The sequence below is a fragment of the Bordetella muralis genome (assembly GCF_054781015.1).
The window spans coordinates 1-23,433 of the sequence record NZ_BAAGVF010000011.1; the positions used below are offsets into that span (position 1 = coordinate 1).

18 protein-coding genes and 1 tRNA gene are annotated in these 23,433 nt (G+C 58.9%); 15 read left to right on the plus strand and 4 right to left on the minus strand.

Annotation, left to right across the window (positions count from 1 at the left end; all coding sequences use genetic code 11):
• The first annotated feature begins 180 nt into the window (after positions 1–180).
• The 9 genes from ACYVIT_RS26345 to rpoC all read left to right on the plus strand — a co-directional run bounded on the left by ACYVIT_RS26345 (position 181) and on the right by rpoC (position 12,256).
• A tRNA-Trp gene (locus tag ACYVIT_RS26345) sits at positions 181–256 on the plus strand.
• 112 nt (positions 257–368) lie between these two features.
• The gene (secE, locus tag ACYVIT_RS26350; protein WP_094823948.1) at positions 369–749 is read left to right on the plus strand and encodes a preprotein translocase subunit SecE; all 381 of its coding nucleotides are present in this window, start codon (positions 369–371) and stop codon (positions 747–749) included.
• A 9-nt stretch (positions 750–758) separates the two neighbouring features.
• Positions 759–1,292: a transcription termination/antitermination protein NusG gene (gene nusG / locus ACYVIT_RS26355; protein WP_006389586.1), complete on the plus strand. Its 534-nt coding sequence runs from the start codon at positions 759–761 to the stop codon at positions 1,290–1,292.
• Positions 1,293–1,355: 63 nt separating this feature from the next.
• Positions 1,356–1,787 carry a 50S ribosomal protein L11 gene (rplK, locus tag ACYVIT_RS26360; protein ID WP_415806890.1) on the plus strand — a complete coding sequence of 144 codons (432 nt, stop codon included), beginning with the start codon at positions 1,356–1,358 and terminating at the stop codon, positions 1,785–1,787.
• A 2-nt stretch (positions 1,788–1,789) separates the two neighbouring features.
• Entirely contained in the window at positions 1,790–2,485 is a 696-nt protein-coding gene (rplA, locus tag ACYVIT_RS26365; RefSeq protein WP_415806891.1) for a 50S ribosomal protein L1, read from the plus strand.
• Positions 2,486–2,737: 252 nt separating this feature from the next.
• On the plus strand, positions 2,738–3,262 hold the full coding sequence (rplJ, locus tag ACYVIT_RS26370; protein WP_415806892.1) for a 50S ribosomal protein L10: 525 nt from the start codon (positions 2,738–2,740) through the stop codon (positions 3,260–3,262).
• A gap of 76 nt (positions 3,263–3,338) precedes the next feature.
• Positions 3,339–3,719 (plus strand): 50S ribosomal protein L7/L12, encoded by a 381-nt coding sequence (rplL, locus tag ACYVIT_RS26375; protein WP_094823944.1) that lies wholly within the window; start codon positions 3,339–3,341, stop codon positions 3,717–3,719.
• 165 nt (positions 3,720–3,884) lie between these two features.
• A complete protein-coding gene (gene rpoB / locus ACYVIT_RS26380) occupies positions 3,885–7,997 on the plus strand; it encodes a DNA-directed RNA polymerase subunit beta (RefSeq protein ID WP_415806893.1) in 4,113 nt (1,370 codons plus the stop codon).
• On the plus strand, positions 7,997–12,256 hold the full coding sequence (gene rpoC, locus ACYVIT_RS26385; protein ID WP_415806895.1) for a DNA-directed RNA polymerase subunit beta': 4,260 nt from the start codon (positions 7,997–7,999) through the stop codon (positions 12,254–12,256). The genes rpoB and rpoC overlap by 1 nt, the downstream gene beginning before the upstream one ends.
• Positions 12,257–12,363: 107 nt before the next feature.
• Here rpoC and ACYVIT_RS26390 read toward each other — a convergent pair whose 3' ends face one another.
• A complete protein-coding gene (locus tag ACYVIT_RS26390; protein WP_415806896.1) occupies positions 12,364–12,759 on the minus strand; it encodes a TssQ family T6SS-associated lipoprotein in 396 nt (131 codons plus the stop codon).
• Positions 12,760–13,022: 263 nt separating this feature from the next.
• Here ACYVIT_RS26390 and ACYVIT_RS26395 point away from each other — a divergent pair, with 263 nt between their 5' ends.
• On the plus strand, positions 13,023–14,276 hold the full coding sequence (locus ACYVIT_RS26395) for a serine/threonine-protein kinase (protein ID WP_415806897.1): 1,254 nt from the start codon (positions 13,023–13,025) through the stop codon (positions 14,274–14,276).
• Here the strand turns inward: ACYVIT_RS26395 and ACYVIT_RS26400 are convergent.
• From ACYVIT_RS26400 to ACYVIT_RS26410, 3 genes are all read right to left on the minus strand, one after another.
• Positions 14,257–16,701: a CHASE2 domain-containing protein gene (locus ACYVIT_RS26400; RefSeq protein WP_415806898.1), complete on the minus strand. Its 2,445-nt coding sequence runs from the start codon at positions 16,699–16,701 to the stop codon at positions 14,257–14,259. The two genes, ACYVIT_RS26395 and ACYVIT_RS26400, sit on opposite strands and share 20 nt — an antisense overlap.
• A 22-nt stretch (positions 16,702–16,723) precedes the next feature.
• Complete coding sequence (locus ACYVIT_RS26405; RefSeq protein WP_415806899.1) at positions 16,724–17,818, minus strand: FecR family protein; 1,095 nt, start codon at positions 17,816–17,818, stop codon at positions 16,724–16,726.
• Positions 17,819–17,891: 73 nt separating this feature from the next.
• A complete protein-coding gene (locus ACYVIT_RS26410; RefSeq protein ID WP_415806900.1) occupies positions 17,892–18,608 on the minus strand; it encodes a response regulator transcription factor in 717 nt (238 codons plus the stop codon).
• Between the two features lie 274 nt (positions 18,609–18,882).
• Here ACYVIT_RS26410 and ACYVIT_RS26415 point away from each other — a divergent pair, with 274 nt between their 5' ends.
• The 5 genes from ACYVIT_RS26415 to ACYVIT_RS26435 form a co-directional block, all read left to right on the plus strand.
• The gene (locus tag ACYVIT_RS26415; protein ID WP_415806901.1) at positions 18,883–19,608 is read left to right on the plus strand and encodes a response regulator transcription factor; all 726 of its coding nucleotides are present in this window, start codon (positions 18,883–18,885) and stop codon (positions 19,606–19,608) included.
• A gap of 420 nt (positions 19,609–20,028) precedes the next feature.
• On the plus strand, positions 20,029–20,406 hold the full coding sequence (gene rpsL / locus ACYVIT_RS26420; protein ID WP_005017264.1) for a 30S ribosomal protein S12: 378 nt from the start codon (positions 20,029–20,031) through the stop codon (positions 20,404–20,406).
• A gap of 180 nt (positions 20,407–20,586) precedes the next feature.
• Positions 20,587–21,057: a 30S ribosomal protein S7 gene (gene rpsG, locus ACYVIT_RS26425; protein WP_050450091.1), complete on the plus strand. Its 471-nt coding sequence runs from the start codon at positions 20,587–20,589 to the stop codon at positions 21,055–21,057.
• An 18-nt stretch (positions 21,058–21,075) separates the two neighbouring features.
• Positions 21,076–23,178: an elongation factor G gene (gene fusA / locus ACYVIT_RS26430; protein WP_415806902.1), complete on the plus strand. Its 2,103-nt coding sequence runs from the start codon at positions 21,076–21,078 to the stop codon at positions 23,176–23,178.
• Positions 23,179–23,261: 83 nt separating this feature from the next.
• Positions 23,262–23,433, plus strand: a 172-nt coding sequence (locus tag ACYVIT_RS26435) for a GTP-binding protein (RefSeq protein ID WP_460478297.1), incomplete at its 3' end; no start/stop codon positions are given.

A 23,433-nucleotide genomic window follows, 5' to 3' on the forward strand; every position in this document is an offset into this window, starting at 1 on the left:
CTTCGCTATCCGTGAAGGCGGCCGTACCGTCGGCGCCGGCGTCGTCGCCAAGATCATCGCCTAAGGTCTGCAGTATTCAGTACCGGGAAGCTGGCCCTTTTGGGCCCGCTTCCCATGTTTGTCAAAAAAGTAGTACTATGTATGGTTCCGCAAGTTGCCATGCATCACTCGCAAGAGTCTAGGGGTATAGCTCAATTGGCAGAGCGTCGGTCTCCAAAACCGAAGGTTGTAGGTTCGATTCCTACTGCCCCTGCCACGTTTGCAGTCATTCGTGACCAACTTGGCCCTGTTTGTTTCAACCCCGCTCGCTCTTAAATTCGCCGGGAGATCACCGCCAGTCGCGCATTACGGCCGGCTCGCGTCGCAAAATGTCTAATACCAGCGTAGAAACCGTAACCAGTACCGCCGACCGCATCAAGCTTGGGTTGGCTGTTCTCGTTATCATTGCTGGCATCGTGGGCTTCTCGGTGCTGAGTGCACAGCCTATGGTCGCCCGTATCGGCGTATTTGTCGGGGGATTGGTGATCGCCGCTGTGATCGCCTGGTTCAGTGAGCCTGGTCGCCGCACCCTCAGTTTCGCCAGCGAGTCCTTCAACGAAGCCAAACGGGTTACGTGGCCTTCGCGCAAGGAAACCACCCAGATGACAGGCATCGTGTTTGCCTTTGTCGCGGTGATGGGATTGTTGATGTGGGTGCTCGACAAGGGCATCGAATGGATACTCTACGGCCTGTTGCTGGGCTGGAAATAAGGACGCCAAATGAGTAAGCGCTGGTATGTCGTCCATGTGTATTCAGGCATGGAAAAAAGCGTCCACAAAGCCTTGAACGAGCGCATTGAGCGCGCGGGCTTGCAGACGTCGTTTGGCCGTATTTTGGTGCCTTCGGAAGAAGTCGTCGAAGTCAAAGGTGGTCAGAAATCGATCACCGAGCGTCGCATTTTCCCGGGCTATGTCCTGGTCGAGATGGACCTCACCGACGAAACCTGGCACTTGGTGAAAAACACCAACCGCGTCACCGGATTTTTGGGTGGCTCGGGCAATCGTCCCACGCCGATTTCTGAAAAAGAAGTCGAAAAGATCCTCTCCCAGATGGAAGAGGGCGTCGAGAAACCCCGCCCCAAGATTCTGTTCGAGGTTGGCGAGATGGTTCGCGTGAAAGAAGGTCCGTTTGCGGACTTCAACGGCAACGTCGAAGAAGTCAACTACGAAAAGAGCAAAGTCCGTGTGTCCGTCACCATTTTTGGTCGCGCGACGCCTGTCGAACTCGATTTCAGCCAGGTCGAAAAGACCTGATTTTTAACCCCGGGGAGCCCGCCGCCAATGGTGGCAGGCGTTTGAACCCGTAAGGAGCAAAGCATGGCGAAGAAGATCGTCGGCTTTATCAAGCTGCAAGTCCCAGCTGGTAAGGCTAACCCCTCCCCCCCGATTGGCCCGGCTCTGGGTCAGCGTGGCCTGAACATCATGGAATTCTGCAAGGCGTTCAACGCCAAGACCCAAGGCATGGAGCCCGGTCTGCCGATTCCGGTGGTGATCACCGCTTTCGCCGACAAGAGCTTCACCTTCATCATGAAGACCCCGCCTGCGACGGTCCTCATCAAGAAGGCTGCTGGCGTTCAAAAGGGCTCGTCCAAGCCCCATACCGACAAGGTCGGTACGCTGACGCGCGCCCAGGCTGAAGAAATCGCCAAGACCAAGGAACCCGATCTGACCGCGGCCGACCTGGAAGCCGCCGTTCGCACGATCGCTGGTAGCGCCCGCAGCATGGGCATCACGGTTGAAGGGGTCTAATCATGGCAAAACTGTCCAAACGCGCCGCTGCTATCGCTCAAAAGATCGATCGCACCAAGCTGTATCCCGTCAGCGAAGCCCTGACCCTGGTCAAGGAAACCGCTACCGCCAAGTTCGATGAGTCCATCGACGTGGCTGTTCAATTGGGTATCGACCCCAAGAAATCGGACCAATTGGTACGTGGTTCGGTGGTATTGCCCGCTGGCACCGGCAAGTCCGTGCGCGTCGCCGTGTTCGCCCAAGGCGACAAGGCCGAAGCCGCCCGCGCTGCTGGCGCTGACATCGTGGGCCTGGACGACCTGGCCGAGCGCATCAAAGGTGGCCAGATCGATTTTGACGTGGTCATCGCTTCGCCCGACACGATGCGTGTCGTGGGTGCCCTGGGCCAAGTCCTGGGTCCCCGTGGCTTGATGCCCAACCCCAAGGTCGGCACCGTGACGCCTGACGTCGCCACCGCCGTGAAAAACGCCAAGGCCGGTCAGGTTCAGTACCGTACCGACAAGGCTGGCATCATTCACGCCACCATCGGCCGCGCCTCGTTCGGCGTGGAACAGTTGCAATCCAACTTGGCTGCTCTGGTCGACGCCCTGCAAAAGGCTCGCCCCGCTGCCGCCAAGGGTATTTACCTGCGCAAGCTCGCCGTTTCGTCCACCATGGGCGGCGGTGCTCGCGTGGAAGTAGCTTCGCTCGCAGCCTAATCGCTGCTGGCATAACGTACTTTGGGCCGCATCCGGCAATTTTGCTGGATGCTGCTGTCAAAGACCGCTGGAGCAGGACACGGCAGCTGTACCGTCGATGTCCTGCTTAATCCCAGAGCTAACGAGTCTGGATCCAGCGTAGACGGCGTCCCCAGGAAGATTTCTTTACCCGAAGAACTCAACCAGGCGCCGCATTCGGTTGACGCGTAAGGCCATAAGGCCCCAGGCGTCTTTTGATGGAGTGTTCAAACCGTGAGTCTCAATCGTCAAGAGAAAGCGGTAGTAATCGAGGAAGTCTCGGCCGCTGTTGCCAAGGCCCAATCGATTGTTATCGCCGAGTATCGTGGTCTGGACGTCGCCTCTGTCACCGTACTGCGCAAAACTGCGCGTGAATCGGGCGTTTACCTGCGTGTTCTGAAAAACACGCTGGCCCGTCGTGCTGTTTCCGGCACGGCTTTCGAGCCGTTGTCCGAACAGCTGACCGGTCCGCTGATCTATGGTATCAGCGAAGATCCGGTATCGGCGGCCAAGGTCCTCGCTGGTTTCGCGAAAAGCAACGACAAGCTGGTCATCAAGGCGGGCGCATTGCCCAACAACTTGCTGAACCAAGACGGCGTGAAGGCTTTGGCCACCATGCCTTCGCGCGAAGAGTTGCTCTCGAAACTGCTGGGCACCATGCAAGCCCCGATCGCGCAATTCGTGCGTACGCTCAACGAAGTTCCGACCAAGTTCGCCCGTGGCCTCGCCGCTGTGCGCGATCAAAAGGCGGCGGCGTAAGCCTCCCCTTACGGAATTCGCTGAACGACCGAGCGACAACCAACCTGGCATTTATCCAATTTTGGAGTTCTGAAAAATGGCACTTAACAAAGCTGAAATCCTTGACGCCATCGCTGGCATGACCGTGCTCGAATTGTCCGAGCTGATCAAGGAAATGGAAGAGAAGTTTGGCGTGTCGGCTGCTGCCGCCGCTGTGGCTGTGGCTGCTCCCGCTGCTGGTGGCGCTGCTGCCGCTGCTGAAGAGCAAACCGAATTCACCGTTGTGCTGGCTGAAGCCGGCGCCAACAAGGTGAGCGTCATCAAGGCCGTCCGTGAATTGACCGGCCTGGGTCTGAAGGAAGCCAAAGACCTGGTCGACGGCGCTCCGAAGCCCGTCAAGGAAGGCATCGCCAAGGCTGACGCCGAAGCCGCCAAGAAGAAGCTGGAAGAAGCTGGCGCCAAGGTCGAAGTCAAGTAAGACCTTGCGTCAACTGCCCGGGGACAGCGCAGTTTGCCGTCCCCGGGCTTTTGCGTTTCCAGGAAACCCCTGCTGGCAGGGTGCCCTTTACAGAGGGGTTTTCTGGAGTCGTATCACCTGGGGCCGTGGTTGACGGCCCATGCAACCCCTCGAGTCGGAGTGCTCATGCCTTACTCGTACACCGAAAAAAAGCGCATCCGCAAAAGCTTCGCTAAGCGTGAAGACGTTCAAAACGTTCCTTTTCTGCTGGCGACTCAGCTTCAATCCTACCTAACTTTCCTGCAGGCGGACACCGTTCCATCCGAGCGCGACAGCGACGGTCTGCAGGCGGCGTTTTCGTCGATTTTCCCGATTGTCAGCCATAACGGAATGGCGCGCTTGGAATTCGTCAGCTACGTGCTTGGCGAGCCGGTGTTCGACGTCAAGGAATGCCAACAGCGCGGTCTGACCTACGCTTCACCGTTGCGTGCCAAGGTGCGCCTGGTGCTGCTGGATCGCGAAGTCAGCAAACCAACCATCAAAGAAGTCAAGGAACAAGAAGTCTACATGGGCGAAATTCCGCTCATGACGGGCACGGGTTCTTTCGTCATCAACGGCACCGAGCGTGTCATCGTTTCGCAGCTGCACCGTTCGCCCGGCGTGTTCTTCGAACATGATCGCGGCAAAACGCACAGCTCCGGCAAGTTGCTGTTCTCGGCCCGCGTGATTCCTTACCGCGGTTCGTGGCTGGACTTCGAATTCGATCCGAAGGACGTCCTGTTCTTCCGTGTCGACCGTCGTCGCAAGATGCCCGTGACGATTTTGCTCAAGGCCATCGGCATGACGCCGGAATCGATCCTGGCGCACTTCTTCGACTTCGACAATTTCGAGTTGAAGAGCGAAGGCGGCATGATTGAGTTCGTGCCCGAGCGTTGGAAAGGCGAAATGGCGCGCTTCGACATCACGAGCCGTGACGGCACCGTGATCGTCGAAAAAGACAAGCGCATCAACGCCAAGCATTTGCGCGACATGGCTGCCGCCGGCATCCAGCGCATTTCCGTGCCTGAAGAATTCCTGTATGGCCGCGTGCTGGCCAAGAACATCGTCGACGCTGATACCGGCGAGGTCGTGGCACATGCCAACGACGAGATCACCGAAAGCGTGCTGAGCGCACTGCGTGCGGCCAATGTTCTGGATTTCCAGGCGCTGTACACCAACGACCTGGATCGTGGTCCGTACATCTCGCAAACGCTGCGTACCGACGAAACCGCGGACCAGATGGCCGCGCGTGTGGCTATCTACCGCATGATGCGTCCTGGCGAACCTCCCACCGAGGACGCCGTCGAGGCTCTGTTCCAGCGTTTGTTCTACAGCGAAGAAACCTACGATCTGTCGCGCGTTGGCCGTATGAAGGTCAACAGCCGTCTGGGCCGTGGCGAGGACATCACCGGTCCGATGACGCTGACCAACGAAGACATTCTTGAAACCATCAAGGTGTTGGTCGAGCTGCGTAACGGCCGTGGCCAGATCGATGACATCGATCACTTGGGCAACCGCCGTGTGCGTTGCGTCGGCGAATTGGCCGAAAACCAATTCCGCGCCGGTCTGGTGCGTGTCGAGCGTGCCGTCAAGGAACGTCTGGGCCAGGCCGAGACCGAAAACCTGATGCCGCACGACCTGATCAACTCCAAGCCGATCTCGGCTGCCATCAAGGAGTTCTTCGGTTCGAGCCAGTTGTCGCAGTTCATGGACCAGACCAACCCGCTGTCGGAAATCACGCACAAGCGTCGTGTTTCCGCTCTGGGCCCGGGCGGTCTGACGCGCGAGCGCGCGGGCTTCGAAGTCCGTGACGTGCACCCCACGCACTATGGCCGCGTGTGCCCGATCGAAACGCCGGAAGGCCCGAACATCGGTCTGATCAACTCCATGGCGCTGTACGCTCGTCTGAACGAGTACGGTTTCCTGGAAACGCCTTACCGCAAGATCATCGACGGCAAGGTCAGCGACCAGATCGACTACCTGTCCGCCATCGAAGAAAGCAACTACGTGATCGCGCAGGCTAACGCCGCGCTGGATGACGAAGGCCGCTTCATCGATGACCTGGTGGCTTGCCGCGAAGCCGGCGAAACCATGTTGACGGCTCCCGCCAACGTGCACTACATGGACGTTGCGCCGTCGCAGATCGTGTCGGTCGCTGCATCGCTGATTCCGTTCCTGGAGCACGATGACGCCAACCGTGCACTGATGGGCGCCAACATGCAACGTCAGGCCGTGCCTTGCTTGCGTCCCGAGAAACCCGTGGTGGGTACCGGGATCGAGCGTACGGTGGCTGTCGACTCGGGCACGACCGTGCAGGCCTTGCGTGGCGGCGTGGTCGACCACGTTGACGCCGAGCGTGTCGTGATTCGTGTCAACGACGACGAAAACGTCGTTGGCGAAGTCGGTGTCGACATCTACAACCTGATCAAGTACACCCGTTCCAACCAGAACACCAACATCAACCAGCGTCCCATCGTGGCTCGCGGCGACAAGGTCGCCAAGGGTGACGTGCTGGCCGATGGCGCATCGACCGACCTGGGCGAATTGGCTCTGGGTCAGAACATGCTGATCGCGTTCATGCCCTGGAACGGCTACAACTTCGAAGACTCGATCTTGATCTCCGAAAAGGTTGTGGCTGATGACCGCTACACCTCGGTCCACATCGAGGAACTGACGGTTGTTGCGCGTGACACCAAGCTCGGACCTGAGGAAATCACCCGCGACATCAGCAACCTGGCCGAAACCCAGCTGAATCGCCTGGATGATTCCGGCATCGTTTACATCGGTGCCGAAGTCACTGCCGATGACGTGCTGGTCGGTAAAGTCACGCCTAAGGGCGAGACCCAACTGACGCCGGAAGAAAAACTGCTGCGCGCCATCTTCGGTGAAAAAGCGTCCGACGTGAAAGACACCTCGCTGCGCGTGCCCTCGGGCATGGTCGGCACGGTGATCGACGTCCAGGTGTTTACGCGTGAAGGCATCGTGCGCGACAAGCGTGCTCAGTCCATCATCGACGATGAACTGCGCCGTTATCGCCAAGACCTGAATGACCAGCTGCGCATCGTTGAAAACGATCAGTTCGATCGTATCGAAAAGCTGTTGGTCGGCAAGACCGTCAACGGCGGTCCGCGCAAGCTCGCCAAGGGCGCCAGCATCACCAAGGAATACTTGGCTGATCTGGACCGCTGGCAGTGGTTCGACATCCGTTTGGCCGATGAGCCTCACGCTGTCGTGCTGGAGCAGGCCAAAGAATCGCTCGAGCAAAAGCGCCATCAATTCGATCTGGCTTTCGAAGAAAAGCGCAAGAAACTCACGCAAGGCGACGAGCTGCCCCCGGGCGTGCTCAAGATGATCAAGGTCTACCTGGCTGTCAAGCGTCGTTTGCAGCCTGGCGACAAGATGGCCGGCCGTCACGGCAACAAGGGTGTGGTCTCGCGTATTACCCCGGTCGAAGACATGCCGCACATGGCCGACGGTACGCCTGCCGACATCGTGCTGAACCCGCTGGGCGTGCCGTCCCGGATGAACGTCGGGCAGGTGCTCGAGGTTCACTTGGGCTGGGCTGCCAAGGGCGTGGGTCATCGCATCGCCGACATGCTGCGTGATGAGCGTACGGCGCAGGTGCAGAACGTGCGTGAATACCTGGACAAGGTGTACAACACCACTGGTACCAGCGCACACCTCGACACCCTGACCGATGACGAAGTCATGGAGTTGGCGCGCAACCTCAAGAACGGCGTGCCGTTCGCGACGCCGGTGTTTGACGGCGCCACCGAGGAAGAAATCACCACGATGCTGGAATTGGCGTACCCCGATGAGGTTGCCAAACGCATGAAGCTGACGGATTCGCGCACTCAGGCATGGCTGTTCGACGGCCGTACCGGCGAGCAATTCGAGCGTCCGGTGACTGTGGGCTACATGCACTACCTGAAGCTGCACCACTTGGTCGACGACAAGATGCACGCGCGTTCGACCGGCCCGTACTCGCTGGTGACTCAGCAGCCGCTGGGTGGTAAGGCGCAGTTCGGTGGCCAGCGTTTCGGGGAAATGGAAGTGTGGGCGCTGGAAGCATACGGCGCCGCCTACACCCTGCAAGAAATGCTGACGGTGAAGTCCGACGACATCACGGGCCGCACCAAGGTATACGAAAACATCGTCAAGGGCGATCACGTCATCGATGCCGGTATGCCGGAATCGTTCAACGTGCTGGTCAAGGAAATCCGCTCGTTGGCCCTGGACATGGATTTGGAGCGTAACTAATGAAAGCGCTACTCGACCTATTCAAGCAAGTCTCGCAAGACGAGCAGTTTGATGCCATCAAGATCGGCATCGCGTCGCCCGAGAAAATCCGTTCGTGGTCTTACGGTGAAGTCCGTAAGCCCGAAACGATCAACTATCGTACGTTCAAGCCCGAACGCGATGGCCTGTTCTGCTCCAAGATCTTTGGCCCGATCAAAGACTACGAATGCTTGTGCGGCAAGTACAAGCGTCTGAAGCATCGCGGCGTCATCTGCGAAAAGTGCGGCGTCGAAGTCACCGTAGCCAAGGTGCGCCGTGAGCGCATGGGCCACATCGAGCTGGCCAGCCCGGTCGCGCACATCTGGTTCCTGAAGAGCCTGCCGTCGCGCCTGGGTATGGTGCTCGACATGACGCTGCGCGACATCGAGCGCGTGCTGTATTTCGAAGCCTGGTGCGTGATTGAACCTGGCATGACGCCGCTCAAGCGCGGCCAGATCATGTCGGACGATGACTTCCTGGCAAAGACCGAAGAATACGGTGACGACTTCAGCGCCCTGATGGGTGCCGAAGCCGTGCGCGAATTGCTGCGCACCATCGATATCGATCGCGAAGTCGAAACACTGCGCGGCGAACTGAAGGCCACCAGCTCCGAAGCCAAGATCAAAAAGATCTCCAAGCGTCTGAAAGTCCTCGAGGGCTTCCAGAAGTCCGGCATCAAAGCCGAATGGATGGTCATGGAAGTCTTGCCGGTGCTGCCGCCGGATCTGCGCCCGCTGGTGCCGCTGGACGGCGGCCGTTTCGCGACCTCGGATCTGAACGATCTGTACCGCCGCGTCATCAACCGCAACAACCGTCTGAAGCGTCTGCTCGAGCTGAAGGCTCCCGAAATCATCCTGCGCAACGAAAAGCGCATGCTGCAAGAGGCCGTCGACTCGCTGCTCGATAACGGTCGCCGCGGCAAGGCCATGACTGGCGCCAACAAGCGCCAGCTGAAGTCGCTGGCCGACATGATCAAGGGTAAGAGCGGTCGTTTCCGTCAAAACCTGTTGGGCAAGCGCGTCGACTACTCGGGCCGTTCGGTCATCGTGGTGGGTCCGCAGCTCAAGCTGCATCAGTGCGGTCTGCCCAAGCTGATGGCGTTGGAACTGTTCAAACCCTTTATCTTCAATCGTCTGGAGATGATGGGTCTGGCCACGACCATCAAGGCTGCCAAGAAATTGGTCGAAAGCCAAGAGCCCGTGGTGTGGGACATCCTCGAAGAAGTCATTCGCGAACACCCGGTGATGCTCAACCGTGCGCCCACGCTGCACCGTTTGGGTATCCAGGCGTTCGAGCCGGTGCTGATCGAAGGCAAGGCCATCCAGCTGCACCCGTTGGTTTGCGCGGCATTCAACGCCGACTTCGACGGTGACCAGATGGCTGTTCACGTGCCGCTGTCGCTGGAAGCCCAGCTCGAAGCCCGTACGCTGATGCTGGCATCGAACAACGTGCTGTTCCCGGCCAACGGCGAACCGTCAATCGTGCCGTCGCAGGATATCGTGTTGGGTCTGTATTACACGACTCGCGAGCGTATCAACGGCAAGGGCGAAGGCATCTTCTTTACCGACGTGGCCGAAGTCCAGCGTGCCTACGATAACGGCGAAGTCGAGCTGCAGACGCGCATCACTGTGCGTCTGGTCGAGCACGAGCGCGATGACCAAGGTCAATTCCAACCGGTTCTGCGCCGTCACGAAACGACGGTCGGCCGTGCGCTGCTGTCGGAAATCCTGCCCAAGGGCCTGCCCTTCACGGTGCTGAACAAGGCACTGAAGAAGAAAGAAATCTCGCGCCTGATCAACCAGTCGTTCCGCCGTTGCGGTTTGCGCGACACGGTGATCTTTGCCGATAAGCTGATGCAATCGGGTTTCCGCCTGGCCACGCGTGGTGGTATTTCCATCGCCATGGGCGACATGCTGATCCCGAAAGCCAAGGAAGGCATCCTGGCCGAAGCCAGCCGCGAAGTCAAAGAAATCGACAAGCAGTACTCGTCGGGTCTGGTGACGTCTCAAGAGCGCTACAACAACGTTGTGGACATCTGGGGCAAGGCCAGCGACAAGGTCGGCAAGGCGATGATGGAGCAACTGGCGACCGAGCCCGTGACCAACCGTCACGGCGAAGAAGTCCGCCAGGAATCCTTCAACTCGATCTACATGATGGCCGACTCGGGCGCTCGTGGTTCCGCAGCCCAGATTCGTCAGTTGGCAGGGATGCGCGGCCTGATGGCCAAGCCGGACGGTTCGATTATCGAAACGCCGATTACTGCGAACTTCCGCGAAGGTCTGAACGTTCTGCAGTACTTCATCTCGACTCACGGTGCACGTAAAGGCTTGGCCGATACCGCACTGAAGACGGCAAACTCGGGTTACCTGACTCGCCGTCTGGTCGACGTGACGCAAGACTTGGTGATCACCGAAGACGATTGCGGCACCAGCCAAGGCTACTCCATGAAGGCGTTGGTCGAGGGCGGTGAAGTCATCGAACCGCTGCGCGATCGTATCCTGGGCCGTGTTGCCGCGATTGACGTGGTCAATCCTGACACGCAGGAAACCGCGATCACCGCAGGCACGCTGTTGGACGAAGATCTGGTCGATCTGATCGATCGTATCGGTGTGGACGAAGTCAAGGTCCGCACGCCGCTGACCTGCGAAACGCGTCATGGTCTGTGCGCGCACTGCTATGGCCGCGATCTGGGCCGTGGTTCGCACGTCAACGTGGGTGAGGCAGTGGGTGTTATCGCTGCTCAGTCCATCGGTGAACCGGGCACGCAGCTCACGATGCGTACGTTCCACATCGGTGGTGCGGCATCGCGTTCGGCCCTGGCCAGCGCCGTCGAAACCAAGTCCAACGGTAAAGTCGGTTTTGCCAGCACCATGCGTTACGTCACCAACGCCAAGGGCGAGCGTGTGGCGATCTCGCGTTCGGGCGAATTGGCGATTTACGACGACAACGGCCGCGAGCGCGAACGTCACAAGATCCCGTACGGTGCAACCGTATTAGTTGGTGATGGCGAAGCCGTCAAGGCAGGTACCCGTCTGGCGACGTGGGATCCGCTGACGCGCCCGATCGTGTCCGAGTACGGCGGCGCCGTGCGCTTCGAGAACATCGAAGAAGGCGTTACCGTTGCCAAGCAGGTCGACGAAATCACTGGTCTGTCCACGCTGGTTGTGATCACGCCCAGGACGCGCGGCGGCAAAGTCGTCATGCGTCCGCAGATCAAACTGGTCAACGACAATGGCGAAGACGTCAAGATCGCGGGTACCGATCACTCGGTGAACATTTCGTTCCCGGTGGGTGCGCTGATCACCGTGCGTGACGGGCAGCAGGTTGCCGTGGGTGAAGTGCTGGCGCGTATTCCTCAGGAATCGCAAAAGACTCGCGACATTACCGGCGGTCTGCCGCGTGTGGCCGAGCTCTTCGAAGCCCGTTCACCCAAGGATGCCGGTATGTTGGCCGACGTCACGGGTACCGTGTCGTTCGGTAAAGACACCAAGGGCAAGCAGCGTCTGGTCATTACCGACCTGGAAGGCGTCAGCCACGAGTTCCTGATTCCCAAGGAAAAACAGGTGCTGGTGCACGACGGTCAGGTGGTGAACAAGGGCGAAATGATTGTTGACGGCCCGGCCGATCCGCACGACATCCTGCGTCTGCAGGGTATCGAAAAGCTCGCGACCTACATCGTCGACGAAGTGCAGGACGTTTACCGTCTGCAGGGCGTGAAGATCAACGACAAGCACATCGAAGTGATTGTTCGTCAGATGCTGCGCCGTGTGAACATCGTCGATGCCGGCGACACCGAGTTCATCCCGGGCGAGCAAGTCGAGCGTTCCGAGTTGTTGAACGAGAACGATCGCGTCACCGCCGAAGACAAGCGTCCAGCCACGTATGACAACGTGCTGTTGGGTATCACCAAGGCCTCGCTGTCGACGGATTCGTTCATTTCGGCTGCATCGTTCCAGGAAACCACGCGTGTCCTGACCGAAGCCGCCATCATGGGCAAGCGCGACGATCTGCGTGGTCTGAAGGAAAACGTCATTGTTGGCCGTCTGATCCCCGCAGGTACGGGTCTGGCGTACCACATTGCCCGCAAGGACAAGGAAGCTCTCGAAGCCGCCGAGCGCGAAGCCGCACGGCAGCAGGCGAATCCCTTCGAGGATGCGCCGGTTGCCGCTGAGGTGGGCGCGTCGGGCGATGCTTCCGATGCACCGCAGTCAGGTGCTGGTGACGAGAATTCTGCCGTCTAACGGCGAATTTGGTGCCAACGAGCGTCGACAGGTTAAATACCTGCCGGCGCTCAAGCAAAAACGGCCGCTGAATAATCAGCGGCCGTTTTTGCTTTTACGCGGTCACATTACTTATTGAACCGGGCTTGGGCGGACGTAAAGACGGGGCCCCACTGCGGATGACCGGCTTCATTGGGAGCCAGCGTGAAATCTGAATCTATTTGCAAAATTCGTACGAAAGTTTCTTCGCAAAGTTGGGCATAATTGCGTACGCAATAACTGAAAGCCTGCAATTTGTAGGCCTCAATGCGTAGCGATTTAGGCGCCGTCGCAATATCGTCGGAAGTCGCTACGGTACGGATGACGGTGCCGTATTGGCCTGCGGAGTACTGTTGTTGAACCTGCGTTAACGCATCCTGTGCGGCCTGCGAAGGAGGGCCTTCGCTGAGTTTCCCCATCCCGGCACAACCGCCAAGAAGGGCCAGGATGCAAAGCGAAATGGGCAAGAAAGCACGAGTCTTCATGAACGATTAAGCCTATGCCGGTGTAAAAAGGAACGTCACATCCTGTTCCGGGCGTATCGATTATGAAACGCTACCGGGAGGATGCTCGGATAATATCCGCTGTATGCGTTAATAGCGGGTGCTGTCATGCACAAAAAGTGCTTTTAACTGATAATTGGCGTTATAAAACGTAACACCCTCGGCTTGCCGCGTATCATAGGCAGGCAAGTACAGGGGCAACGACATGTTGTTATACAGGATCGTCTTTCTCGTTTAGTGCTTCCATGCTTTCCTCTGCGGGTTTTTCGACACCGCGCGGGCCCTTTGCCGGCGCCGCGCCACTTGCACATCGACCGCTGAGCGCGATCGCCGCCACGATTGCGGGCGGGGTTCCCCAAGGACGTATTCAACGCATTATTGCCGAACTGATTCCTGAACTCGAGGCATTGCACCGGGCCGGCCGAATCTGCGGAGACATTTCTGTTCATTCGGTCGGATTGGACGAGTCGGGCCGGGCGCATTTAATGGCCCTCTCGGCAGAGAACGGACCTTCGTCGAGACCTCGAACGCTGACGCCAGGTTATGCCCCGTTTGAGCTGTATACCGAATCCGCCGATTGGCCGCGAGGCCCCTGGACAGACGTCTATGCGTTGAGCGCCGTCGCTTATTCTCTGGTGGCAGGCCAACAGCCGCCTCCAGCGGCCGAACGCCGCGTTGCGGACACACATCAGCCATTGCAGACGCTGGGAATCAGCAAGTACTCAGACACTTTTCTGCGAGCCATCGATGCCGGGCTGGCGATCAATCCGGCAGATCGGCCGCAGACCATGCAGGCCTACGCCGAACTCCTGGCCTTGCCCAGATTGGTGCAACCATTCGAACCCGCGGCAGAAACGGTTGCACCGCTGCCATCGTCTGTCCACGCCGGTAATAGTGGGCCTGCGCGTGGACCGTCGTTGCGGGCCGTGATCCAGGCGGTGCTGCTGGGTATCGCCACGCTGGGCGTGGCTGTGTATTGGTGGGGACGTTTGTCCGGCGGGCCGGAGCCCGTCATCACGCATTCAGAACTGGCGGTAAGTGGTTCGGATGCAAAAACCGCCTCGTCTGCCACACAACCGACATCGGCGCCTCGATCGCAGTCGATGGAGAGCGGCGAGCGCGTGTCTGCCGAATCTCGTTTGCAGATAGCGCGAGCGCCTGACTTGACGCCAAGGTTCCTGGTACCGTCCAGTGGGGATAAGGGCGATGAGCCCAATACCACCGCGACGGCATCCGTCACTCCGACTGCGCCAGTAGCGGCTACGGTAAAACCCGAGCGCAGGGCACCGGCTCCCGTGCGGGTGAGCATTAATGTACGGCCATGGGGAGAGATCGTGATTGATGGGGTATCACGCGGCGTCACCCCGCCGTTAAAAACCGTCATGTTGCGCCCGGGTAAATACGCGGTGACGATACGCAACAGCGCACAGCCGCCCTACAACACGACACTCGTCGTGACCGCCGGCAAACCTGCGGTGATTACGCATCTGTTTCGCTGACGGTTCCTACCGGCAAACGGAACGTAAATCGTGAGCCAACGCCAAGCTCACTTTTCAACGTAACACTGCCGCCATGGCGCTGTGCGACTGCGTGCACAAAAGCCAAGCCGAGTCCCGAGCCTTCGGTGGTGGAGTCTTGTACCGTTTTCGTGCGGAAAAAAGGTTCAAACAAGCGTGCCTGATCCTCGACCGCGATGCCAGGGCCGGTGTCCTGAATGTCAATGGCCCACGTGTCCGCATCGGGCGAAAGACGCACATGGATCGTGCTGTTGTCGGCGCTATATTTGAGAGCGTTGTCGATCAGGTTGCTGAGCGCGCGCAGGATAAGTGTCGAGTCGCCATACGCCAGGGCAACAGGCACAGATGAGTGCACGTCCAGGGTCATGGCGCGGGCTTGTGCAGCGGCCCAGAAATCATCGGAGATCTCGTGCAGCATGGCCACAAGATCCAGCCGATCGCGGGCGATGCTCATGGATTCAGCACGATTGAGCTGAATGAAGTCGTCCACCAGCCTTAGGGTACGATTGGCCAGATGCGCAATACGAGTTAGCGTTTGGGCAGGCGGGTGATCTGTCGCGCCTTGCTGGCCATCGTGCACCAGGGGGGCTGGGCGTTGTCCTGTCTGCTCAACGCGGGAATCGGCAGCCCCGGACGCAGTCTGCTGCGGTTTTGTCGCGAGCTCCACGAGCGCCAGGATGGAGTTTTGAGGGGCCCGCATATCGTGAGAAATAAATCGCAGGGTTTCCTCACGTTGACGTTCGGCCTGGCGCACAGTACTGATGTCGCTCAGCGTGACAACCATACCGGCATAAGCGCCTTGCGCCGTGCGGATGGGCGCGCAGCGGATCAATAGATCATGTTCTGCGCGATCGCGGACTTCGACGCTGGTACGAGCCGCCGCGGTTTCGGTGTCTTTTGTTCCGTCAGTCGCTTGATCGTTGTCGGCGGGAGGCAGCAGTGCCTGGCGTACGGTTTGGCGCGTTGCAGGGGCGATAAACGCCTGCTCGAGGGCTGGCGCGATAGTCTGTCCGATACGGGGCAGCCGGATCCCGAGTTGTACAAAATACACATCGGCGGGACGGTTCTTGTATTGCAGCCGGCCTTTTTTGTCGATCACCATCGTCGCGTCGGGCATGCCGTCCAGGCCATCCTCGACAAAACGGCGCAAGTTACGTACATGAGTCAGCGTGCGGTCGAGCTCATGGACGTGATGATCCAGCGAACGTCCGATACGGTGCTCGAAGGAATGAGTCGTTTCGTCGAGTACAGGTGGGTACTCGACGCGCAGCCGCTTCATTTCCCGGCTCATATAGCGCAGTGCGGCTTCCTGGCTGCGCCAGCTCCATATCGGATAGCTGAGGGCGACGCCGAGTAGTGCTGCAGTGGGCGGGATCCATATGTTCCACAAAAACAGGATGGCGATTGTGCTGACCAGAATCGCGCCGAGCAGGGCGGCACTGCACAGGATTGCCTGACGAGGCGACAACCTGGGCAGTGCCAGGCACAACAGTAATACGGGAATAGCGCCGGCCAGGGCTGTTTGCCAAGTCTGAGCCGGTACCAATATGGACCCTTCGCGGGCCGCTTGCAGCAGGTTGGCGATGACCTCTACGCCCTGTATGCCGCTGGTGTTGTGCGATACCGGTGAAGGAAAGACATCCCCCAAGCCTGTCGCCCACGCGCCGACGATGACGTACTTATCCTTTATCGCTTCTGGTGGAACCTGGCCGCGCAAGACCGCCAGATACGAGACGGATTGAAAATGTCCTGGCGGACCTGCATACGGAATCAACGTCGTGGCGTCAGGCGGTAATTGCGGCAAGAAGCGGCGCACCTGCGGGGCATCACCACCTACCTCCAACATGGTCAGCGCAAATTGATGCCATGGCAGATTTCCGGTGTTGCGTGCCCATGTCGTGCGCCTGAGGACACCATCGTCGTCGGGATCGACATTGATATAGCCCAAGCCGGCGGCAGCCTGGGCAAGCGAGGCCAGAGGCAGCTCCGCGCGGGTAGGACGGTCAAGGTTATCCAGGACAATCGGCAATACAACACGCCCATGCCGTTGGACGGCATTGACCAACAGTCGGTCGTCTTCTGTGCGCTGGACGTTGGATTCGGAAAAAACGATATCCAAGCCCACCGCACGCGCAGTCTGCAGGCGCTCCAGCAACATGGCATGTAAGGAGCGCGGCCAAGGCCAGCGCCCCAAGGTATTGATAGCGCTGTCGTCAATCGTGACGATCAATACATCGGTTGGAGCAGGGCGATTGATCAGCGAAATAGCGCGGTCGTAGATCAGCTGATCCAGGCGCCCCAGTCCATTAAGCCAGCCCAGCAAAGCCGTAAACGCCACCAATGAGACGCCGAGCAACAGGCGTAAGTATGAGCGCTCGAGCCGGATATCTATTCTATTGATCGGCATGGTTCGAGCGGCGCTCAGACGTTCAATAGTCGGTCAGTGTGACCACACCACCGTCGCCAAGCATGATCGGCTGGCCCGAGGCGGACATGAGCGCGTTGGCGCCCTCAAATGCCAGATAGGCGTCGCGTCCGCCCAAGCCGGCTGCGTCGATCGCGCGTACGGCCACGTAGTGAGTCCCGGGGCGGCGCGCTGCAAAGCGGATATCGGCGCTATCAAATTGCTCTGACGACGTTAGCTCCAGACCTTCCGGGTCACGAGACACCTGCACCAGATATGCGACGGCTCCCGGTACGGGAGAAAAGGGCGCCGTCCATAGGCCGGAGCCCGCCCGTTGTGGGGGGCCAAGCTGGGGAGCGGGCAAGAGTGGTTGGACATTGAGGGCTCCATTGGCGCCAATGGCCGCACCATAGCCAGAGGACAGGGCGACGGGCTGGCTCGAAGCAGACGATGTCTTCACGCGTACGCTGCCTTCAAGGACCTCACTGCGAGCGCCTTGGCCTGCTGTTTGTACTCGAAAACGGGTGCCTCGCACGCCCATGACTGCGACGGGCGTGCGGATCTCGAATCTTCCTACCCCTTGGCCCGACGGCGCAACGTGTGAATCGACTTCGCCTTGCTCCACGTGCAAGATCGAGTCAGTCAGCGCGGCCCCTTCGAATTGGCGCAGACGTTCCAATTGCGTCGCGCTCCCCCTTGGTAGCGTGATTTTGGTGCCATCCGATAGCTGCAAGGTAACAAACCCATCGGAAGCCGTTGTTACCGTGGCGCCTTCGTTGAGGGACATTCCTGTACGCAGGGGAATGCCGTCGACCTGTGCCTGGCCGCTAACGTGCATTGCAGTGGTGGGCGCCGGGATTTCGGGAATCAATGCAAAAGGAATCCGCAACTCCGAACCTATCACCAGGCGCAGGGGATCGCCGACCGCGTTGTGGCTTTGCAATATTGTCCAGTTTGCACTATTGCGCGTGTAAAGATTGGCCAAGTCAATCAACGTATCGCCGGACCGGATGCGGTAGACAAAATCATCGCCAAGCGCACCCGCAGGCTGGGCCATGACCAATGGGCTGACAGCGAGCGCGCTCCATGTGGCAAGCAGGCGGATAAAGCGCCATATCATGTGGAAAACTCTCCGATGAAAAGCGGGCAATACTTATCAATTTTCGGGAACATACCCGGCCCGTTGTACTTACTTAGATAGTGGCCGGGGACACTGTTGTATTGCCGTCAATCAATTCCAGGCGATAACCCAAGGCATATGACGATACCAATCGGACCCCATTTTCCGGGTGAAGCCGCAATTTTTGCCGTATGTTCGACAAATGGGTATCCAACGTCCGGGATGTGGCGGGAATTTCACGGTTCCACACGCTTTCGGCGAGCACATCGCGTGACAATAGCCGGCCCACATTCCGGAAGAAGAGCTGAGCCAATTCGAATTCCTTCGGGGCAAGGGTTACCGTTTGATCGCGCAGCGAAATCGACCGGGTCGCCGGGTCAATACGATAGTCAGCCACGGAAAAAGGCCCTGGCACGGGCAAGGCTGCCTGCGAGCGTCGTAACAACGCGCTTACGCGCGCCAGCAATTCGGCGGGACGTAGCGGTTTGACCACATAGTCGTCGGCGCCAGCTTGCAAGCCTTCGACCAGATCCTGTTCGAGGGTGCGGCTGGTGACGAAAATCACCGGGATCTGCATGCCCAATGTGGCGCGTATATGTCTCAAGACCTCGTCGCCGGCAATGTCCGGGACTTGCCAATCGAGCAAGATAAGGTCGAAGGACTGGCTGCGCAGAGCGGCCAACAAGTCGCGGCCGTTCTGATAGCTATGGCAGGTATACCCAGCAGAAACAAGAACCTGCTGAATATGCCGGGCCTGGTCCAGGTCGTCTTCCAGCGAGGCAATCTGCATAGTGAGTTTGAGGTGAGGGAGCCCTTGGCTGCATTAAATTCTACGGCGGGGCGCGTTGCCGCTCCGAGTACGTGAAAACCCACGTACAGCGTGAATGATACCGCGGGATACACTATTGCTCTAATGCCGAGCAGTGTGAATGTTAAGTACCGCAAAGTTGACGAATCTTGACTAAGGTTTTGCGCAATAAGGCGCCACACTGTCGACATTCTTATCAATACGTGCAGGTCGGCTGCGGGGGCAGGAGTTCCGGGGTGGATCTGGAAATTTCACTATGAAGCAGTTGAAAGTCCTAATCATGATGCCCGACTCGATTGCCTGCGGGAAATCAGTTGCGGCCATGCAACAAGCGGGTATCGCCGCCCACGGCTGCGCTACGCCTCTCGAGTTATTCGGCCAACTGGGAGCCGGGGGTTACGATGCCGCCGTCCTGGACATTGGCGAGCTCGATGAGATCGGTTACGCCCTGGTGTCGCGTTTACGCACTTCCCCTACGCTGGGGGTTGTGGCGTTGGGCACCAATCTCCAGGTGGAAAACCGTTTGCGCTGCCTGCAAAGTGGCGCAGATGCATGTCTGGTGTCCCCGTTTGACATCCGTGAGCTCGTTGGCGTTCTGATGGCGCTTGGTCGCCGGCTGCCCGGCCGCACCCAAGCGGCGACGGACAACACCGCCGAACCGGTCGCGACGAACCATCCCACCGGAAGCTGGGAACTGCGCGACCAGAACTGGACGTTGATGGCACCTTCGGGCGTCTCCATTTCGCTGTCCGCCAACGAGCGCCATATCGTTCGCACCTTGCTGGAGGCGACGGGGCAGGCAGTCGCACGGGCCGAGTTGAACAAGCATCTCGACGGCGCTGCCGGCACCACCCCTCGGGTCGGCGGTTCGCGCAGCATCGACGTCATCGTCAGCCGTTTACGGCGCAAAGCCGAGCTGGCAGGGGTCATTCTGCCGATTCGTACCGTCTATGGCAGCGGCTATCTGTTCGCCGATCAATAAAAAAAGCGCCGTCCTCGGCTGGCTGTCTTGCGTCCGCGTCTATCCCAGAGCGCTTCGGACGACCGGCCGATAAAAACCTCTGCAAGCGTGAGCTGTCATCAATCCGTCGTACGGTACTCGGTAAATTAGCGTTCCTTTCATTGGGCTCCATGTCGATATACAGGAGTCTTTGACATGGGCCGTCTTCTGGGTTATGCTGACGGGCTTACTGCTTTATTCGCGTATAAAGGTTTGCCAATTCCACGACTGGTGGCCTTTGTGCGTTTTGTCTGCAAGACCCGCTCTTTTACGTAAGAAACGTTTGAGGCGGTTTTGCGTGAACTGCCTCTCACTGGTGTGCCGGCCCTCTTGGGGCGATCCGCCAGAGACACGAGTACTTCAAGTACTTACCAGTGGTACGTAAAAGGGATTTCAAAGGTCATGCCTACCATTAGCCAGCTCGTGCGCAAGCCGCGCGAAGTCAGCATCATCAAGAGCAAGAGCCCCGCGCTCGAAAACTGCCCGCAACGTCGCGGCGTGTGCACTCGCGTGTACACCACCACCCCCAAGAAGCCGAACTCCGCTTTGCGTAAAGTCGCAAAGGTTCGCCTCACCAACGGCTACGAGGTTATCTCGTACATCGGCGGTGAAGGCCACAACCTGCAGGAACACTCGGTGGTTCTGGTGCGTGGCGGTCGTGTAAAGGATCTTCCGGGTGTGCGTTACCACATCGTTCGTGGTTCGCTCGACCTGCAAGGCGTCAAAGACCGTAAGCAGGCTCGCTCGAAGTACGGCGCCAAGCGCCCGAAAAAGGCCTAATCAAGCCTTACTCACCACAGTTTCAGCAGTACCCCCGGTTGCGCGCAAGCGCCGCCGAAACAGTGCAACCGCGCCAACCTCTAATTCAGGACGGTGCGCGGCACGTAAGGGGCCGCCTTATTGGGTGGCCATGGCCGTGTCACAAGACTCGGTTCAACTGAACAGACACAAGGAAGCAACATGCCCCGTCGTCGCGAAGTACCCAAACGCGAGATTCTGCCCGATCCCAAGTTCGGCAGCGTCGAACTCGCCAAGTTCATGAACGTCGTCATGCTGGACGGCAAGAAGGCCGTCGCCGAGCGCATCGTCTATGGTGCCCTCGAGCAAGTCCAAACCAAGACCGGCAAAGAGCCGATCGAGGTTTTCAGCCTGGCGATCAACAACATCAAGCCGATCGTCGAAGTCAAGAGCCGCCGCGTGGGCGGTGCCAACTACCAAGTGCCGGTTGAAGTGCGCCCCGTGCGCCGCCTGGCCTTGGCAATGCGTTGGCTGCGTGAGGCCGCCAAAAAGCGCGGCGAAAAATCGATGGATCTGCGCTTGGCTGGCGAATTGATCGACGCTGCGGAAGGCCGCGGCGCCGCAATGAAGAAACGCGAAGACACGCACAAGATGGCCGAGGCCAACAAGGCCTTCAGCCATTTCCGCTGGTAATTTAAGGACTAACCCACCATGGCCCGCAAAACCCCGATCGAGCGCTATCGCAACATTGGTATCTCTGCGCACATCGATGCAGGGAAAACCACCACGACTGAACGTATCCTGTTCTATACCGGCGTCAACCACAAAATTGGCGAAGTGCATGATGGCGCAGCCACCATGGACTGGATGGAGCAAGAACAAGAGCGTGGCATCACCATCACGTCCGCTGCTACGACGGCGTTTTGGCGCGGCATGGCCGGCAACTACCCCGAGCACCGCATCAACATCATCGACACCCCGGGACACGTGGACTTCACCATTGAAGTCGAACGTTCCATGCGCGTGCTCGACGGTGCCTGCATGGTGTACTGCGCCGTGGGTGGCGTGCAGCCGCAGTCTGAAACCGTGTGGCGTCAAGCCAACAAGTACGGCGTGCCCCGCCTGGCTTTCGTCAACAAGATGGACCGTACCGGTGCCAACTTCTTCAAGGTCTACGACCAACTGAAGACGCGTCTGCGTGCCAATCCTGTACCTATCGTGATTCCAATCGGTGCCGAAGACACCTTCAAGGGCGTCATCGACCTGGTCAAGATGAAGGCCATCATTTGGGACGAAGCCAGCCAAGGCACGAAGTTCGACTACGTCGACATTCCGGCTGAACTCGAAGGCGTTGCTAACGAATGGCGTGAAAAGCTGGTCGAAGCCGCTGCCGAGTCCACCGAGGAACTGATGAACAAGTACCTCGAATCGGGCACGCTCGACGAAGCCGAAATCAACACCGCCATTCGCCAACGCACCATCGCTGGCGAAATCCAGCCCATGCTGTGCGGCACTGCCTTCAAGAACAAGGGCGTGCAACGTATGTTGGACGCTGTTATCGACTACCTGCCTTCCCCGATCGACATTCCGCCGGTCGATGGTCAGGATGACGAAGGCAATGCTGTTTCGCGTAAGGCTGACGACGGCGAAAAGCTGTCGGCGCTGGCATTCAAGCTGATGAGCGATCCGTTCGTGGGTCAATTGACCTTCGTGCGTGTGTACTCGGGCGTCCTGAAGTCGGGCGACACCGTTTACAACCCGATCAAGGGCAAGAAAGAGCGCGTTGGCCGTCTGCTGCAGATGCACGCCAACAACCGCGAAGAAATCAAGGAAGTTCTGGCTGGCGACATCGCCGCTGTGGTGGGTCTGAAAGACGTGACCACTGGCGAGACGCTGTGCGATGTGGATTCCCACATTCTGCTCGAGCGCATGGAGTTCCCCGAGCCCGTGATTTCGCAGGCTGTTGAGCCCAAGTCCAAGGCTGACCAGGAAAAGATGGGCTTGGCCCTGTCGCGCCTGGCCCAGGAAGACCCGTCGTTCCGCGTGCGCAGCGACGAAGAATCCGGCCAGACCATTATTTCCGGTATGGGCGAATTGCACCTGGAAATTCTGGTCGACCGCATGAAGCGTGAGTTCGGCGTGGAAGCCAACGTGGGCAAACCCCAGGTGGCCTACCGCGAAACCATCCGCAAGACCTGCGACGAAGTCGAAGGCAAGTTCGTCAAGCAGTCGGGCGGTCGTGGTCAGTACGGTCACGTGGTGCTCAAGCTCGAACCCCTCGAGCCGGGTGGTGGCTACGAATTCGTCGACGCCATCAAGGGCGGTGTGGTTCCTCGCGAATACATCCCTGCGGTTGACAAGGGCATCCAGGAAACGCTGCCTTCGGGCATCCTGGCCGGTTATCCGGTGGTGGACGTCAAGGTCACGCTGTTCTTCGGTTCGTACCACGACGTTGACTCGAACGAAAACGCGTTCAAGATGGCCGGTTCGATGGCCTTCAAGGACGGCATGCGCAAGGCCAGCCCCGTGCTGCTCGAGCCCATGATGGCTGTTGAAGTCGAGACCCCGGAAGACTACGCCGGTACCGTGATGGGCGATCTGTCCTCGCGTCGCGGCATGGTCCAAGGCATGGACGACATGGTTGGCGGTGGCAAGACCATCAAGGCAGAGGTTCCTCTGGCCGAGATGTTCGGTTACGCCACGAACTTGCGTTCGTTGACGCAAGGCCGTGCCACGTACACCATGGAATTCAAGCATTACTCCGAAGCTCCCAAGAACGTCGCTGACGAAGTCATCGCCGCTCGGGCAAAGTAAAGTAAATACCGTCGCCGCGTCTCGACTATCTCACGAGGCGCGGCAATCATCCCAGTTTCCTTGAAAGTCAAAGGATAGAGATCATGGCAAAAGGCAAGTTTGAACGTACCAAGCCGCACGTGAACGTGGGTACGATTGGTCACGTTGACCACGGCAAAACGACGTTGACGGCGGCGATCACGACCGTGCTGTCGACGAAGTTCGGGGGCGAAGCCCGCGGCTACGACCAGATCGATGCAGCGCCGGAAGAGAAGG

Coding starts and splice junctions, on each gene's coding strand:
- secE (WP_094823948.1), top strand. CDS start 369: ATGTCTAATACCAGCGTAGAAACCGTAACCAGTACCGCCGACCGCATC.
- rplK (WP_415806890.1), top strand. CDS start 1,356: ATGGCGAAGAAGATCGTCGGCTTTATCAAGCTGCAAGTCCCAGCTGGT.
- rpoB (WP_415806893.1), top strand. CDS start 3,885: ATGCCTTACTCGTACACCGAAAAAAAGCGCATCCGCAAAAGCTTCGCT.
- ACYVIT_RS26410 (WP_415806900.1), bottom strand. CDS start 18,608: ATGCAGATTGCCTCGCTGGAAGACGACCTGGACCAGGCCCGGCATATT.
- fusA (WP_415806902.1), top strand. CDS start 21,076: ATGGCCCGCAAAACCCCGATCGAGCGCTATCGCAACATTGGTATCTCT.
- rpsL (WP_005017264.1), top strand. CDS start 20,029: ATGCCTACCATTAGCCAGCTCGTGCGCAAGCCGCGCGAAGTCAGCATC.
- rplA (WP_415806891.1), top strand. CDS start 1,790: ATGGCAAAACTGTCCAAACGCGCCGCTGCTATCGCTCAAAAGATCGAT.
- ACYVIT_RS26400 (WP_415806898.1), bottom strand. CDS start 16,701: ATGCCGATCAATAGAATAGATATCCGGCTCGAGCGCTCATACTTACGC.
- rpoC (WP_415806895.1), top strand. CDS start 7,997: ATGAAAGCGCTACTCGACCTATTCAAGCAAGTCTCGCAAGACGAGCAG.
- rplL (WP_094823944.1), top strand. CDS start 3,339: ATGGCACTTAACAAAGCTGAAATCCTTGACGCCATCGCTGGCATGACC.
- ACYVIT_RS26395 (WP_415806897.1), top strand. CDS start 13,023: ATGCTTTCCTCTGCGGGTTTTTCGACACCGCGCGGGCCCTTTGCCGGC.
- nusG (WP_006389586.1), top strand. CDS start 759: ATGAGTAAGCGCTGGTATGTCGTCCATGTGTATTCAGGCATGGAAAAA.
- ACYVIT_RS26405 (WP_415806899.1), bottom strand. CDS start 17,818: ATGATATGGCGCTTTATCCGCCTGCTTGCCACATGGAGCGCGCTCGCT.
- ACYVIT_RS26390 (WP_415806896.1), bottom strand. CDS start 12,759: ATGAAGACTCGTGCTTTCTTGCCCATTTCGCTTTGCATCCTGGCCCTT.
- ACYVIT_RS26415 (WP_415806901.1), top strand. CDS start 18,883: ATGAAGCAGTTGAAAGTCCTAATCATGATGCCCGACTCGATTGCCTGC.
- rpsG (WP_050450091.1), top strand. CDS start 20,587: ATGCCCCGTCGTCGCGAAGTACCCAAACGCGAGATTCTGCCCGATCCC.